Below are 13,676 nucleotides of genomic sequence, written 5' to 3' on the forward strand. Positions count from 1 at the left end.
TGCTGCTCCCGAACCGGGTGACCCCGCGCTGGGAGCACGCGGACATGTCCGCCGCGATCTCGGCGCTCGGTGCTCGGCGCGGAGCGCATCAGCGGGGGCCTGGCCGCCCACGACGCCATCGCCGCCGGAGTGGTCTTCGCGTTCAAGAAGGCCGGGGTCGACAAGCCGCCGCCGGTCACCGGGCAGGACGCCGACCCGGAGGCCGTACGCCGCGTCGTCGCCGGCGAGCAGTACATGACCGTGTACAAGCCGTTCGGGAAGGAGGCCGCCGCGGCCGCCGCCATGGCCGTGGCCCTCGGCTGGGGCGAGTCCGCCATGGACGTGGCCACCATCACGGTCGGCAGCGCCACCCGCCGGGACATTCCGGCCGTCCTGCTGACCCCGGCCGAGGTGACCGCCGCGAACGTGGAGCGGACCCTGGTGCGCCCGGGCGTGTGCACCGTCGGGCAGATCTGCGTCCCGGACCTGCGGGCCGCCTGCGCCCGCCTGGGGATCACCCGCTGAGCTGGTCGGCCGGCCGCACCGGGGGGAGCATGGAGACAACCGTCGAGGGAGGTCGGCCATGAAGAGCGGAGCCTCGTACTACGACCGCTGGCTGTACTCGCACACCCCGTCCCAGGCCGAGGGGGAACGCGACGAACCGGCGGAGCGCACAGCGGCGGAGCAGCACCCGGAGGTCCCGAGGACGGAGCCGTCCCAGGCGGAGGGCGAACGGGACGACGTCAGGGATCCTCAGACGTTCAGGTGAATGAACATCGCCCACGTGGGTGTACAGCTCGGCACGGCTCATGCAAGGCTCGGTCAACTCCGTTCCCCCACCGAGCAGTTGGAGGAGTCCGCATGAGTGTTTCCCGGCGTACTGTGCTGGCCACGGCGGCCGGAGCCGCGACGGCGGGTGCCTTACCGGCGCCCGCCGCGGCCGTGGAGGCGATGGCACCCACCCCGGACCTGAGCGCGCTGCGCGCGGCGGCCGACTACGCGGTCGGCAAGCTCGCCGCCGTCTCGCCCGGGGTGACCGCCTTCCCGGTCGGCACCAGATTCGAGAAGTGGGTGTTCTCGCAGGACGGCGACTGGGTCGGCGGCTTCTGGCCCGGCACGCTGTGGATGGCCTGGCTGTACAGCGGCGACGACGCGTTCCGCACCCGGGCCCTCGCCTCGGCCCGAAAGCTGGCGCCGCGCCAGGACGACACCGGCACCCACGACCTCGGCTTCCTCTTCTCCCCGTCCTGGGTCACCGCCTGGCGGCTGACCGGCGACGACGTCTGGCGGGCCGGCGCCCTGCGGGCGGCGGGCTCGCTCGTCCGCCGGTTCAACCCGCGTGGCCGCTTCATCCGGGCCTGGGGCGGCCTGAACGACCCGAACAACGCGGGCCGGGTCATCATCGACACGATGATGAACCTCGACCTGCTGGCCTTCGCGAGCGAGCAGACCGGCGACGGCCGCTACCTGGACATCGCCGTCGAGCACGCGCGGACCGCGCGGCGCGTCTTCCCCCGCCCGGACGGCTCGACCCCGCACGTGTACGACTTCGACCCGGCCGACGGCACCCCCGTCGGCCCGAACACCGTGCAGGGGTACAGCCCCACGTCGTGCTGGTCGCGCGGGCAGGCGTGGGGGATCTACGGGTTCACCACGATGTACCGCAGGACCGGCGAGGCCGGCTTCCTCGCCACCGCCCGCGCCCTCGCCGACTACGCGATCGGCGCCCTCACCCCGGACCACGTGCCGGTGTGGGACTTCCGCGCCCCGCAGCACCCCCACGACGTCAAGGACGCGTCCGCCGGCGCGATCATGGCCTGCGGACTGCTGGACCTGGCCGCCGTCACCGGCAGCCGGCGGTACCGCGAGGTGGCGCTGCGGATGCTCACCGCGCTGGCGCGGACGTGCCTGACGACCGAGTCGGCCCGGGCGGACGCGGTGGTGGCCCGCTGCACCCGCAACCGCCCGGCCGAGGACGGCGTCGAGATCTCGCTCCCGTACGCCGACTACTACCTGCTGGAGGGCATCCTGCGGGTGCTGCGGCCCGCCGACGTCGACCGCGCGATCGACCTCTCCACGGTCTGACGGCCGCCGGTCATCCCGCGATCGAGTCCAGTTGCTCCGCCGCCGGGCGCAGGGCCCACAGGTCGCCGCCCGGCGGCTCCTCGAGCAGGGGGACGGCCTGCCGGGCCCGGCGGTCCCCGGCGTCGGCCGCCGCGTGCACCACGTCCGTCGCCGCGAAGCGGTGGAACTCCAGCTCCGGATGAGGCCAGGCGGCGGCGCCCGTCGCGGCGGGCAGCAGATAGTCCACCCCCTTGAACAGGCTCTGCTCCTCCGGTCCTTGGTAGGCCCACAGATCCACCCCGACGTTGCGGCCGATCGCGGCCAGCCGGGTGTGGGCGACCAGATCGAACGTCGAGTAGTGCCAGCTCCGGGTGCGGGCGAGCTCCTGGGGCTGCCCGCCGTCGGGCGCGATCTGCGGCGCGATACGCCGGGCGCGCGCGTCCAGCACGGTGCGGCGGGCCAGTTCGCGGTCGCCGGTCGCCAACGCCAGGCCCGCGAGCTGCAGATCGTGGAAGGTGCCGTGGTTGTTGGTGGCCGCGGCCTCCTGCCGGCCGAAGTCGCTGTCCCGGAGCCAGGTCAGGAAGTCGGCGTTCCATTTCCTCATGGCCGCGCGGTCCTGCGCGGTCCAGCCGGGTGCGCCGGTCTCCATCAGGGCGACCGCGTCGAGGACGGCGGTGTAGGACTGCGAGAAGTCGATGATCCCGATCGCGCGGCCGTCGTACCGGCACGGGATGAACTGCGCGTGGTCGAGGTTCGGGTTCATCCGGGTGGCCGGATCGAGGAACCAGGTGCGTAGCACCCGCGCCGCCTTCTCGGCGTATTCGCGCTCCCCGGTGTAGTACCAGGCCAGGGAGAGGTCGTAGGACGAGTCGAACGTCTTCTCCACGTCCTGGCGGTCGGTGCCGGAGTCGACCTCGGGATTGCGCTCGCCGTCGCGCTGCTCGTACGGGCAGCCCCACGGATCGTCCGCGGTCGGGGGAGTGGTGGGCCACCAGTAGGGGGCCTGGCTCAGATAGTCGTGGACGTCACCGCCGGGGGCCGGCCGGGGTTTGTCGACGACCGTCCACGGGCCCTGGTCCAGCCAGGTGTCGGCGCGGGCGCGCAACACCCGTACCGCGCGGCGCAGGTGCGGGTCGCCGTGGTCGAGGCGGGCCTTCGTCCGCTGCATACGGGAGCCGTCCAGGACGACGGTGTGCGGCACACGGGGCGCCTGCCGCTCCCGTGCCCCGGCGGTCGTGGTCGGGGCGGCCCCCGTGGTGAACGCGGCCAGCGCCATCAGCAGGACACCCAGTCGGGATGTCGCTCTCATCTCCACCCTCCGAATCAGCCAACGGACATGGATGTGAGCGAAGTTCACGAGTAAGTCCGCATGAGCATGGCATGCAAGGGACCCCAAGCGGAACGGGTCCTGCGAAGGGCGGCTCTGGAGGGGCGGCCCTCCACCGGGCGCCGACGGCGCGTCCGACTCCGCTGTTTCCGCAGGTCGTTCGGGATCTTCAGGGGGCCGGGAGAGGGGCCGGATCGGTGCCGGGTGACGCCTTGACAACGCTTCTGGGCCGCCTCCAGACTGACGTTGCGTTCACCGCAATCCGTTTCGCTATACGCACCGAGGTGTCATGATGATTCCCGTGTGCCGTCTTGCGGACCTGCCGCGAGGCGAGGCTTTCCGGCTCGATCTCGACCCGCCGGTCTCGGTGTTCCACACCGACGACGGTGAACTCTTCGCCATCGACGACACCTGCACCCATCAGGACGCCTCGCTCGCCGACGGCTGGCTGGAGGGCCGCGCGGTCGAATGCCCGCTGCATGCCTCGTCGTTCGACCTGCGGACCGGAGCCGTCGACGCCCCGCCGGCCAAACGCCCGGTGCGGACGCACGAGATCGTCGTCGTGGAGGGCGTCATCCACGTCCGGCTCTCCACCGACACGCCCGACCTGCCGCCCTGCGGGGCCGTCCGCACGGCCGGCGGTCCCGCGTGAGGACCGTCGCCGTGGTCGGCGCCCCGCTCGCCGGAGCGTCGGCCGCGCGTTCCCTGCGTAAGCGCGGCTACGACGGACGGCTGGTCCTCATCGGGGACGAAGCCCACCGCCCGTACGACAGGCCCCGGACGCCGTACTTCTGGTCGGACCGGTACGGCATCGGCATCCCGTTCGCGGGACACGCGGCCGGCGCCGAGAGCGTGACCGTGGAGGACGGCGGCGCCGAGGGCCGTGACGTCCTCGCCGTGTACCGCCGGGCCGGACACCCCGTCGCCGTGCCCGGGATGAACCGCGTACGCCTCTTCACCTGCCGGCGCGGGCGGCTCGCCGCCGCCTGACCGCCCCGGCCGGCGCGACCGCGCGCGTGAACGCCCCCTCCCCGACGTCCCCGAGGAGCGCACCGTGATCCCGACCGGTCTGCCGGACAGCCTGATCGCCACCCTTCCCGGCTCCGCCTACACGGACCCCGGCGTCTTCGCCCAGGAGCAGGAGCGCATCTTCGAGACCATGTGGTGCTGCGTGGCACGCGCCGCGGACCTGCCGCGGCCCGGCGCCTTCCGCACCGTCGACGTGGGCCGGGAGAGCGTCCTCGTCACCCGGGCCCGGAACCACGGTGTCCGGGCCTACCTCAACGTGTGCCGGCACCGCGGGGCCCGCCTCGTCACGGAGGACCGCGGGGAGGTCAGGCGGGCCTTCCGATGCCCGTACCACGCCTGGACGTACGGGCTCGACGGGACGCTCGTCGCGGCACCCAACCTCACCAGGATGCCCGACGTCGGGCGCACCGCGTACGGCCTGGCGGGCGTGGCTGTACGCGAGTGGCTGGGCTATGTGTGGGTGTGCCTCGCACCGGACCCGCCGTCCTTCGAGGACGACGTCGTCGGGGACGTCGTCGCACGCCTCGGGGACCTCGAGTCCCTGGAGCGCTACGGCATCGAGGACCTGTCGGTGGGCCGGCGGATCGTCTACGACGTCCGGGCGAACTGGAAGCTCCTCGTCGAGAACTTCATGGAGTGCTACCACTGCGCCACCATCCACCCCGAACTCACCGACGTGCTGCCCGAGTTCGCGCACGGCTACGCCGCCCAGTACTACGTCGGCCACGGCGCCGAGTTCGGCGCGCACGTCGCAGGCTTCACCGTCGACGGCTCCGAGGGCCTGGACCGCCTGCCCGGCATCGCCCGGGAACAGGACCGCCGCTACTACGCGATCACCGTCAAGCCGCAGGTGTTCCTCAACCTGGTCCCCGACCATGTGATCGTCCACCGGATGTACCCGGTGGCCGTCGACCGCACCGTCGTGGAGTGCGACTGGCTGTACCTCCCGCACGTCGTCGACGGCGGCGCGGACGTCAGCCGCTCGGTGGAGCTCTTCGACCGGGTCAACCGGCAGGACTTCGCGGCGTGTGAGCGCACCCAGCCCGGCATGAACTCCCGTCTGTACGCCCAGGGCGGGGTGCTGGTACCCAGCGAGCACCACATCGCCGCCTTCCACGCCTGGGTGACGGCCCGCCTGGACACCCACCAGGGGGGTGCGGTCAGCCCAGGAACCCCATCCGGTGGCTGATCTCCTCGGCGCCCTTGAGCAGCACCGGGGACATCGCGTGCATGCGGTCCTCGGTGAGCCGGTAGGCGGGGCCGGAGGCGCTGAGCGCGGCGATGACGTCGCCGTCCCGGTCGCGGACCGGCGCGGCCATGGCGTGCAGCCCGATCTCCAACTCCTCCCGGGTGGTGGAGTAACCGCGCTCCCGCACCCCGGCCAGGTCCTTCTCCAGCTTCGTCCGGGCCGTGATGGTGTGCGGGGTGACCTTCTTCAGGCCGGCCCGGGTGAGCAGCTCCGCGCGTTCCCCGGCGGGCAGATGCGCGAGCAGGACCTTGCCGCTCGACGTGGCGTGCAGCGGCGTCAGCTGGCCCACCCAGTTGTGCGCGGTGATGGCACCCGGACCGCGCACCTGGTAGAGGTTGATCGCGTAATGCTCCTGCCGCACCGCGATGTTGACCGTCTCGCCCAGTTCCTCCGCCAGCCGCTCGCAGATCGGGCGGCCCTGCTGGGTGATGTCGATACGGCCCGTGACGGCGCCGGCCAGCCGGACGATGCCGAAGCCGAGCCGGTACTTGCCGCGCTCGCCGGCCTGCTCGACCAGGCCGCGGGCCTCCAGCGCGCCGAGGAGCCGGAAGGCGGTGGACTTGTGGACGTCGATCTCGGCGGCGACCTCGCTCACCCCGGCCTCGCCGCGCTGCGCGAGGATCTCCATGACACTGATGGCGCGGTCCACCGACTGCACGCCGCCGGCCTGCGACGTCGGTGTGTCCGGGTCAGGGCTGTAGTTGCTCACAGTGAAACTATACGCGCAGTAAACAACACTGTTACGGGGAGGACATCCTTCCGCCGGGTCTCCAAGTTGCGTGGTTCGCAACCTGGTGCGTCCTGCGCGCCCAGGTCTAGCATGCCCGGCGTAGCGACGACGCGAGGAGACGAGGCAGCATGGCTCCCCAGTACGACTTCGTCATCGTCGGTGGTGGTTCGGCCGGCAGCGCGCTGGCCAACCGGCTCTCGGCCGACCCCTCCCACCGGGTCCTGGTGCTGGAGGCCGGCCGGCCCGACTACCCGTGGGACGTCCTCATCCATATGCCCGCGGCCCTCACCTACCCGATCGGCAACCGGTTCTACGACTGGAAGTACGCCTCCGAGCCCGAACCCCACATGGGCGGCCGCCGCATCCACCACGCGCGCGGCAAGGTGCTCGGCGGCTCCAGCAGCATCAACGGCATGATCTTCCAGCGCGGCAACCCCCTCGACTACGAACGCTGGGCCGCCGATCCGGGCATGGAGACCTGGGACCACGCGCACTGCCTGCCCTACTTCAAGCGCATGGAGAACTGCCTCGCCGCCGACCTCGACGACGAGTTCCGCGGCCACGACGGCCCGCTCGTCCTCGAACGCGGACCGGTGGCCAACCCCCTGTTCGGCGCCTTCCTCGAGGCCACCCGTCAGGCCGGCCACGCCCCCACCGACGACGTCAACGGCTACCGGCAGGAGGGCTTCGCCGCCTTCGACCGCACCCTCCACCGCGGCCGCCGGCTGTCCGCCTCCAAGGCGTACCTGCGGCCCGCGATGAGACGGCCGAACCTCACCGTGCGGACCCGTGCCCTCGTCACCCGCGTCCTCTTCGAGGGCGGGCGCGCCGTCGGCGTGGAGTACCGGCGCGGCCCCGGCGCCCCGCGGCAGGTCCGCGCCGGTGAGGTCGTCCTGTGCGGCGGAGCCGTCAACTCCCCGCAACTGCTCCAGCTCTCGGGCGTGGGGAACGCCGCCGAGCTGCGGGCCCTCGGCATCGACGTCGTCCACGACCTGCCCGGCGTCGGCGAGAACCTCCAGGACCACCTGGAGGTGTACATCCAGTACGCCTGCAAGCAGCCCGTCTCCCTCCAGCCGTACCTGGCCAAGTGGCGTGCACCCCTCATCGGGCTCCAGTGGTTGCTGCGCAGAGGGCCGGGCGCCACCAACCACTTCGAGGCCGGCGGCTTCGTACGCGGAAACGAGGACGTGGACCACCCCAACCTGATGTTCCACTTCCTGCCCGTCGCCGTCCGCTACGACGGCTCGGCGCCCGCCAGCGGCCACGGCTACCAGGTGCACGTCGGGCCCATGTACTCCGACGCCCGGGGCTCGGTGAAGATCCGGAGCCGTGATCCGCGCGTCCACCCGGCCCTGCGCTTCAACTACCTCTCCACCGAGCAGGACCGCCGCGAGTGGGTCGAGGCGGTCCGCGTCGCGCGCGACATCCTGGGCCGCCCGGCGCTCGACCCGTACAACGGCGGCGAGATCTCCCCGGGCCCGGGGGTGGAGACGGACGAGCAGATCCTCGACTGGGTCGCCCGGGAGGGCGAGACCGCCCTGCACCCCTCCTGCACCTGCCGGATGGGCACCGACGATCTCGCCGTCGTCGACCCGGCGAGCCTGCGCGTCCACGGTCTGGACGGGCTGCGGGTCGTGGACGCCTCCGTCATGCCGTACATCACCAACGGCAACATCTACGCGCCCGTCATGATGATCGCCGAGAAGGCCGCCGATCTGATCCTCGGCAATGAGCCCCTGGCCCCCGCGAAGGTCGCGTACCACCGTCACCGCGACGCCCGGGAGGAGGCGCGGACGTCCTCTGCGCGCCGGGTCGGCGGCGAGCGGGAGCTCGGCGAGAGTGGAGGGACCGTGTCCGCCGACCTCCACCGGGGAGAGGAATGACCTCCGAGACCGACTGGCTGCCCGCCCGCACCTTCGCCAGCACGTCCGGCGCCGTCCGCTGGGACCGCCTCGGCCCACCCGACGGCACCCCGGTCGTGCTGCTGCACGGCACCCCGTTCTCCTCCTATGTCTGGCGGGGCGTCGCCCGCGCGCTCGCCCGGGACCATCAGGTGTTCGTCTGGGACATGCCCGGTTACGGGCGGTCCGAGAAGGCGGCCGGGCAGGACGTGTCCCTGGCCGCCCAGGGGCGCGTCCTCACCGAACTGCTCGACCACTGGAACCTCCCCGAACCCCTGGTCGTCGCCCACGACATCGGCGGTGCCGTCGCCCTGCGCGCCCACCTCCTGCACGGCGCCCGCTACCGGGCCCTCACCCTGGTCGACCCGGTCGCCCTTGCCCCCTGGGGCTCGCCCTTCTTCCGTCTCGTCCGCGAACACGCGGACGTGCTCGGGCAGTTGCCGCCCGCGCTGCACGGCGCGCTCGTGCGGGCGTACATCTCCTCCGCCGGCGGTCCCGGGCTGCGCCCCGACGTCCTGGAACGGCTCGTCGAGCCCTGGCTGGATCACTCCGGGCAGGCGGCCTTCTACCGCCAGATCGCGCAGGCCGACCAGCGCCACACCGACGAGATCCAGGGCCGCTACGGCGACATCGGCATCCCCGTGCTCGTGTGCTGGGGCGAGGAGGACAGCTGGATCCCGGTCGCGAAGGGCCGTGAACTCGCCGCGCTCGTGCCCGGCGCGCGCTTCGAGCCGTTCGCGGGCGCCGGTCATCTCGTCCAGGAGGACGCCCCCGCGGAACTTGTCGCCGCCCTGCATTCCTTCCTCGCCCAAGTCGCCTAGAGCGAGAGGGAGTTCGGGCGGCTCCAGCCCGGGGCTCGTGAGCCGCCGCGTTCGGGCGGGGCTCCTGCGGGGAAGGGATGGCATGCGTGATCGTCATCAGTCGCCCCCTTGACGCCGGTCGGCCGATTCGCAAAGGTGTTCCACCACAAGCAATCGGGTGCACATTGCGCAACGACTTCTGTCGAAAGGCTCGGCGCGTGGCAGACCTGTTCGTGGACGGCGCGTGGCGAGGCCCGGTGGCCGGAAAACACCGGGCGGTCCGGCACCCCGCCAGGCGCACCTCCGCGACGACGGTCCGGATCCCCGCGCGGCACAGCGCGAACGCCGGGGTGTACAGCGCCTTCGCCCCGGCCGGACTCGGCGGCCCGTGCCCCGGCGTGCCCCACCGTCCCCGCGTGCCGCGGGCCGAACGCCGAAACGAGGCCGACCGTGACCACTCACACCGAGGTGCCGCCCCAGCGGCCAGGCCCGTCCCCGGACCCGGGCTCCACCCCGGTCGTCTCCGTGCGCGGGCTGTGGAAGGTGTTCGGGCCGAAGGCCGACCGGGTACCGCGCTCCGAGGAACTGCGCGGTCTGACCCGCCGTGAACTCATGGACCGCACCGGCTGCACCGCCGCCGTGCGCGACGTCCACTTCGACGTCGCGCCGGGCGAGGTCTTCGTCGTCATGGGCCTGTCCGGCTCCGGCAAGTCCACCCTGGTGCGCTGTCTCACCCGGCTGATCGAACCCACGGCGGGCGAGGTCGTCTTCGAGGGCGAGGACATCAGCGGCGCCGACGCCGCCCGGCTGCGCGAACTGCGCCGCCGCAAGTTCTCCATGGTCTTCCAGCACTTCGGCCTGCTGCCCCACCGCCGTGTCGTCGACAACGTGGCGTTCGGGCTGGAGATCCGCGGCATGAGCCGAGGCGCACGCCTCCGGCGGGCACAGGAGGTCGTCGAACTGGTCGGCCTCGCGGGCTACGAGAACTCCTACCCCGACCAACTCTCCGGCGGCATGCAGCAACGCGTCGGTCTGGCCCGGGCGTTGGCGGGCGACCCCGACGTCCTCTTCTTCGACGAGCCCTTCTCCGCGCTCGACCCGCTGATCCGCCGCGACATGCAGAGCGAGGTCGTCCGGCTGCACCGCGAGGTCGGCAAGACGATGGTGTTCATCACCCACGACCTGTCCGAGGCCCTCAAGCTCGGCGACCGCATCCTGATCATGCGGGACGGCGCGACGGTCCAGTGCGGCACCGGCGACGCCCTCGTGGGCGCCCCGGCGGACGACTACGTCAGCGAGTTCGTCAAGGACGTGCCGCGCGGGGACGTGCTGACCCTGCGCTGGATCATGCGCCCGCCCCGGGACGGCGACGCCCTGGACGGCCCGGAACTGGGCCCGGACGTCGTCGTGCGGGAGGCCACCCGGGCGGTGCTGGCGGCCGACCGGCCCGTGAAGGTCGTCGAGGGCGGCGAACTGCTCGGCATCGTCGGCGACGAGGAGATCCTCGCCGTGGTCGCCGGACGGGACGGCGGCCCACGATGACGGTCGCCGTGGAGAGACCGGACAGCACCGGGACCGCCGGGCCCAGGCCCCCGGCCCGGACCGCGCGCCGCCCCGGCCGCCCTCTCGTGGTGGCCGCGATCCTCCTCGTCTGGCTGCTGCTGTTCGCCGTCCTGCGCGGCCGGGACACGCTGCAACTGGCGGCGGCCGACCTCACCGGTCTGCACCGGTGGTTCAACGACGTCAACGACTCGATCGGCGCCGACCGCGACTCCAACCCGCTGTTCCTGTACTTCTTCAACGAGATCCGGCTCGTCATCGACTCCCTGGTCACCTTCGTCCAGGAACTGATCTCCCAGCCGGGCGCCGGCCGGCCCCTCCCGCAGATCGGCTGGCTCGGGGTCGTCGGCACCGCCGGGTACGTCTCGTGGGCCGTGGGCAACTGGAGGGTCGCGCTGCTCGCGGTGGCCGGCTTCACCTTCCTCGGCCTCCAGGGGCTGTGGCAGGAGAGCATGGACACCCTGGCGCTGACGCTCTCCGCCGTGTTCGTCGCGTTGCTGTTCGCGATCCCGCTCGGGGTGTGGGCGGGACTGTCGGACCGGGTCCACCGGATCACGACGCCGTTCCTGGACTTCATGCAGACCATGCCGACCTTCGTCTACCTGGCGCCGCTCACCCTGTTCTTCCTCATCGGCCCGGCCTCCGCCACCCTCGCCACCCTCGTCTACGCGGCGCCGCCCGCCATCCGCATCACCGCGCACGCCATCCGCTCCGTGCCGGCCACCACGGTCGAGGCGGCCGACTCCCTGGGCGCCACCCGGCGGCAGACCCTGACGAAGGTGCTGCTGCCGATGTCCGCGCGGACCGTGGTCATGGGCGTCAACCAGACCATCATGGCCGCCCTCGCCATGGTCACCGTCGCCGCCCTGATCGACGCGCCCGGCCTCGGCAAGACCGTCGTCCAGGCCCTCCAGTCGCTCGACGTCGGCACCGCGTTCAACGCGGGCCTCGCGATCGTCGTCATGGCGATCGTGCTGGACCGCGTCACCACGGCGGCCGGCGTACGCCAGGAGACAGCCCGGCGCGCGCGGGGCTGTACGGCGGCCTGGCGCCGCCCCCTGCTCGGCGCGGGCGCGGCCGTCACCGCCGTCCTCGTGTACCTGTCCCACACCTACGTCTGGGCGGCGGAGTTCCCCGGCGAGGGCGGCGTGGGCAGCGCGGTCTCCCGCGGCGCGGACAGCGTGACCACCTGGGCACAGGACCATCTGTCCGGTCTCACCAACGCCTTCCGCGACACGCTCACCACCGGTCTGCTCAACCCGTTCCAGACGCTGCTCACGGATTCCCCGTGGTGGCTGGTCGGCGCGGCCCTGATCGCCCTCGGCGCCGTCCTCGGCGGATGGCGCGCCGGGGTCACCACCACCGTCTGCGTGGGCCTGCTCGTCGGCACCGGCCTGTGGTCCGACAGCATGACGACGCTGGCCTCGACCGTCGTCGCCACGGTCCTCGTGATGGTCCTCGGCGTCGGCTTCGGCGTGTGGATGGGCCGCAACGCCCTCGTCGACCGGCTGCTGCGGCCCACCCTCGACGCGGCCCAGGTCATGCCGCCGTTCGTCTATCTCGTGCCGTTCCTCGCGCTGTTCGGCGCGACCCGCTTCACGGCGATCGTCGCCGCCGTCGTCTACGCGGCACCCGTCGCCGTGAAGATCGTCGCGGACGGGGTGCGGAACGTGCCGCCGGCCACCGTGGAGGCGGCCGTCTCGGCCGGGTGCACCACCTGGCAGACCGTCACCAAGGTGCAGCTCCCGATGGCCAGGAGTGCCCTGACGCTCGCGACCAACCAGGGCCTGATCTACGTGCTGTCGATGGTCGTGGTGGGCGGCCTCGTCGGCGCGGGGGCCCTCGGCTACGACGTGGTGGCCGGCTTCTCACAGGGACAGCTGTACGGAAAGGGGCTGGCGGCGGGGCTCGCCATCGTCCTGCTCGGCGTCATGTTCGACCGGATCACTCAGGCGGCGGCTCGCCGCACCAGCGCGTAAGGAGCACGACACCATGGCACGACACCGGCGGGCCGGCGCGGCCGCTACGGCCGTCCTCGCCCTCATCCTCACCGCCTGCAGCGGCGCGAAGGTCGGCGACGACTCCGCGGGCTCCGGCGGCTCGTCCGGCTCCTGCGGCACCTTCGACCTCGCGGTCAACCCGTGGGTGGGCTACGAGGCGAACGCGGCCGTCGTCGCGTACGTCGCCGAGCACGACCTCGGCTGCACGGTCCGGCAGAAGGACCTCAAGGAGGAGATCGCCTGGCAGGGCTTCGGGACGGGCGAGGTCGACGCCGTCATCGAGAACTGGGGCCACGACGACCTCAAGAAGAAGTACATCACCGGCCAGAAGACCGCCGTCGACGCCGGACCCACCGGCAACAAGGGGCTCATCGGCTGGTACGTGCCGCCGTGGCTGGCGAAGGAGCACCCCGACATCACCGACTGGAAGAACCTCGACAAGTACGCCGACCGGTTCCGCACCTCCGAGTCGGGCGGCAAGGGCCAACTCCTCGACGGCGACCCGTCGTTCGTCACCAACGACGAGGCCCTGGTGAAGAACCTGAAGCTGGACTACAAGGTCGTGTACGCGGGCAGCGAGACCGCGCTCATCCAGGCCTTCCGCAAGGCGGAGAAGAAGAAGGAGTGGGTCATCGGCTACTTCTACGAGCCGCAGTGGTTCATGTCCGAGGTCCCGCTCGTCAAGGTGAAGCTGCCCGCCTACGAGGAGGGCTGCGACGCCGACGCCGAGAAGATCGCCTGCGACTACCCGGAGTACGAGCTGAACAAGATCGTCAGCGCGAAGTTCGCCGAGTCGGGCAGCCCCGCCTACGACCTGGTGAAGAACTTCACCTGGACCAACGACGACCAGAACACGGTGGCCAAGTACATCGCCGTGGACCGGATGGCCCCCGAGGCGGCGGCGAAGAAGTGGGTCGAGGCCAACCGCGACAAGGTGAAGACCTGGCTCGAGTAGACCTCTGGGCAGGCCCGGTGGCCGGCGCCGGGAAGCGCGCGGGCACCCCGGCCTCCGGGTTGACCGTGGCCGTAGGCCGCCG

Annotated in this window: 13 protein-coding genes; 11 read left to right on the forward strand and 2 right to left on the reverse strand. The window is 72.1% G+C overall.

Annotated features, from left to right (window positions below):
* Positions 1-69 precede the first annotated feature (69 nt).
* The 3 genes from ACFRAC_RS04135 to ACFRAC_RS04145 all read left to right on the forward strand — a co-directional run bounded on the left by ACFRAC_RS04135 (position 70) and on the right by ACFRAC_RS04145 (position 2,064).
* Complete coding sequence (locus tag ACFRAC_RS04135; protein ID WP_382920327.1) at positions 70-504, forward strand: substrate-binding domain-containing protein; 435 nt, start codon at positions 70-72, stop codon at positions 502-504.
* Between the two features lie 58 nt (positions 505-562).
* Entirely contained in the window at positions 563-748 is a 186-nt protein-coding gene (locus ACFRAC_RS04140) for a hypothetical protein (RefSeq protein ID WP_382920329.1), read from the forward strand.
* A gap of 92 nt (positions 749-840) precedes the next feature.
* The gene (locus ACFRAC_RS04145) at positions 841-2,064 is read left to right on the forward strand and encodes a glucuronyl hydrolase (RefSeq protein WP_382920332.1); all 1,224 of its coding nucleotides are present in this window, start codon (positions 841-843) and stop codon (positions 2,062-2,064) included.
* A gap of 10 nt (positions 2,065-2,074) precedes the next feature.
* Here the strand turns inward: ACFRAC_RS04145 and ACFRAC_RS04150 are convergent, their stop codons facing one another.
* Positions 2,075-3,352: an alginate lyase family protein gene (locus tag ACFRAC_RS04150; RefSeq protein WP_382920335.1), complete on the reverse strand. Its 1,278-nt coding sequence runs from the start codon at positions 3,350-3,352 to the stop codon at positions 2,075-2,077.
* Positions 3,353-3,659: 307 nt separating this feature from the next.
* Here ACFRAC_RS04150 and ACFRAC_RS04155 point away from each other — a divergent pair, with 307 nt between their 5' ends.
* The 3 genes from ACFRAC_RS04155 (at position 3,660) to ACFRAC_RS04165 (ending at position 5,588) form a co-directional block, all read left to right on the forward strand.
* Positions 3,660-4,022 carry a bifunctional 3-phenylpropionate/cinnamic acid dioxygenase ferredoxin subunit gene (locus ACFRAC_RS04155; protein ID WP_382920338.1) on the forward strand — a complete coding sequence of 121 codons (363 nt, stop codon included), beginning with the start codon at positions 3,660-3,662 and terminating at the stop codon, positions 4,020-4,022.
* Complete coding sequence (locus ACFRAC_RS04160) at positions 4,019-4,360, forward strand: oxidoreductase C-terminal domain-containing protein (RefSeq protein WP_382920341.1); 342 nt, start codon at positions 4,019-4,021, stop codon at positions 4,358-4,360. The genes ACFRAC_RS04155 and ACFRAC_RS04160 overlap by 4 nt, the downstream gene beginning before the upstream one ends.
* Before the next feature lie 64 nt (positions 4,361-4,424).
* Entirely contained in the window at positions 4,425-5,588 is a 1,164-nt protein-coding gene (locus tag ACFRAC_RS04165) for an aromatic ring-hydroxylating dioxygenase subunit alpha (RefSeq protein WP_382920343.1), read from the forward strand.
* Here ACFRAC_RS04165 and ACFRAC_RS04170 read toward each other — a convergent pair.
* Positions 5,560-6,306: an IclR family transcriptional regulator gene (locus ACFRAC_RS04170; protein WP_382921123.1), complete on the reverse strand. Its 747-nt coding sequence runs from the start codon at positions 6,304-6,306 to the stop codon at positions 5,560-5,562. The genes ACFRAC_RS04165 and ACFRAC_RS04170 overlap by 29 nt on opposite strands.
* Before the next feature lie 200 nt (positions 6,307-6,506).
* Between ACFRAC_RS04170 and betA the strand changes: the two genes are divergently transcribed.
* From betA to ACFRAC_RS04195, 5 genes are all read left to right on the forward strand, one after another.
* Positions 6,507-8,261: a choline dehydrogenase gene (gene betA, locus ACFRAC_RS04175; protein ID WP_382920346.1), complete on the forward strand. Its 1,755-nt coding sequence runs from the start codon at positions 6,507-6,509 to the stop codon at positions 8,259-8,261.
* Complete coding sequence (locus ACFRAC_RS04180) at positions 8,258-9,100, forward strand: alpha/beta fold hydrolase (RefSeq protein ID WP_382920349.1); 843 nt, start codon at positions 8,258-8,260, stop codon at positions 9,098-9,100. Before betA ends, ACFRAC_RS04180 begins: the two co-directional genes overlap by 4 nt.
* A gap of 429 nt (positions 9,101-9,529) precedes the next feature.
* On the forward strand, positions 9,530-10,621 hold the full coding sequence (locus tag ACFRAC_RS04185) for a glycine betaine/L-proline ABC transporter ATP-binding protein (protein ID WP_382920352.1): 1,092 nt from the start codon (positions 9,530-9,532) through the stop codon (positions 10,619-10,621).
* The gene (locus ACFRAC_RS04190; RefSeq protein ID WP_382920355.1) at positions 10,618-12,618 is read left to right on the forward strand and encodes an ABC transporter permease; all 2,001 of its coding nucleotides are present in this window, start codon (positions 10,618-10,620) and stop codon (positions 12,616-12,618) included. Before ACFRAC_RS04185 ends, ACFRAC_RS04190 begins: the two co-directional genes overlap by 4 nt.
* A gap of 13 nt (positions 12,619-12,631) precedes the next feature.
* Positions 12,632-13,594 (forward strand): ABC transporter substrate-binding protein, encoded by a 963-nt coding sequence (locus ACFRAC_RS04195; protein WP_382920357.1) that lies wholly within the window; start codon positions 12,632-12,634, stop codon positions 13,592-13,594.
* The last annotated feature ends 82 nt before the right edge of the window (positions 13,595-13,676 follow it).

The sequence above is a fragment of the Streptomyces sp. NPDC056628 genome, from assembly GCF_042792555.1.
Taxonomy (GTDB): Bacteria; Actinomycetota; Actinomycetes; order Streptomycetales; family Streptomycetaceae; genus Streptomyces.

Excerpts from the sequence above, each read along its gene's own strand:
- ACFRAC_RS04150 (WP_382920335.1), bottom strand. The coding sequence starts at position 3,352 with ATGAGAGCGACATCCCGACTGGGTGTCCTGCTGATGGCGCTGGCCGCG.
- ACFRAC_RS04140 (WP_382920329.1), top strand. The coding sequence starts at position 563 with ATGAAGAGCGGAGCCTCGTACTACGACCGCTGGCTGTACTCGCACACC.
- betA (WP_382920346.1), top strand. The coding sequence starts at position 6,507 with ATGGCTCCCCAGTACGACTTCGTCATCGTCGGTGGTGGTTCGGCCGGC.
- ACFRAC_RS04180 (WP_382920349.1), top strand. The coding sequence starts at position 8,258 with ATGACCTCCGAGACCGACTGGCTGCCCGCCCGCACCTTCGCCAGCACG.
- ACFRAC_RS04155 (WP_382920338.1), top strand. The coding sequence starts at position 3,660 with ATGATGATTCCCGTGTGCCGTCTTGCGGACCTGCCGCGAGGCGAGGCT.
- ACFRAC_RS04190 (WP_382920355.1), top strand. The coding sequence starts at position 10,618 with ATGACGGTCGCCGTGGAGAGACCGGACAGCACCGGGACCGCCGGGCCC.
- ACFRAC_RS04145 (WP_382920332.1), top strand. The coding sequence starts at position 841 with ATGAGTGTTTCCCGGCGTACTGTGCTGGCCACGGCGGCCGGAGCCGCG.
- ACFRAC_RS04195 (WP_382920357.1), top strand. The coding sequence starts at position 12,632 with ATGGCACGACACCGGCGGGCCGGCGCGGCCGCTACGGCCGTCCTCGCC.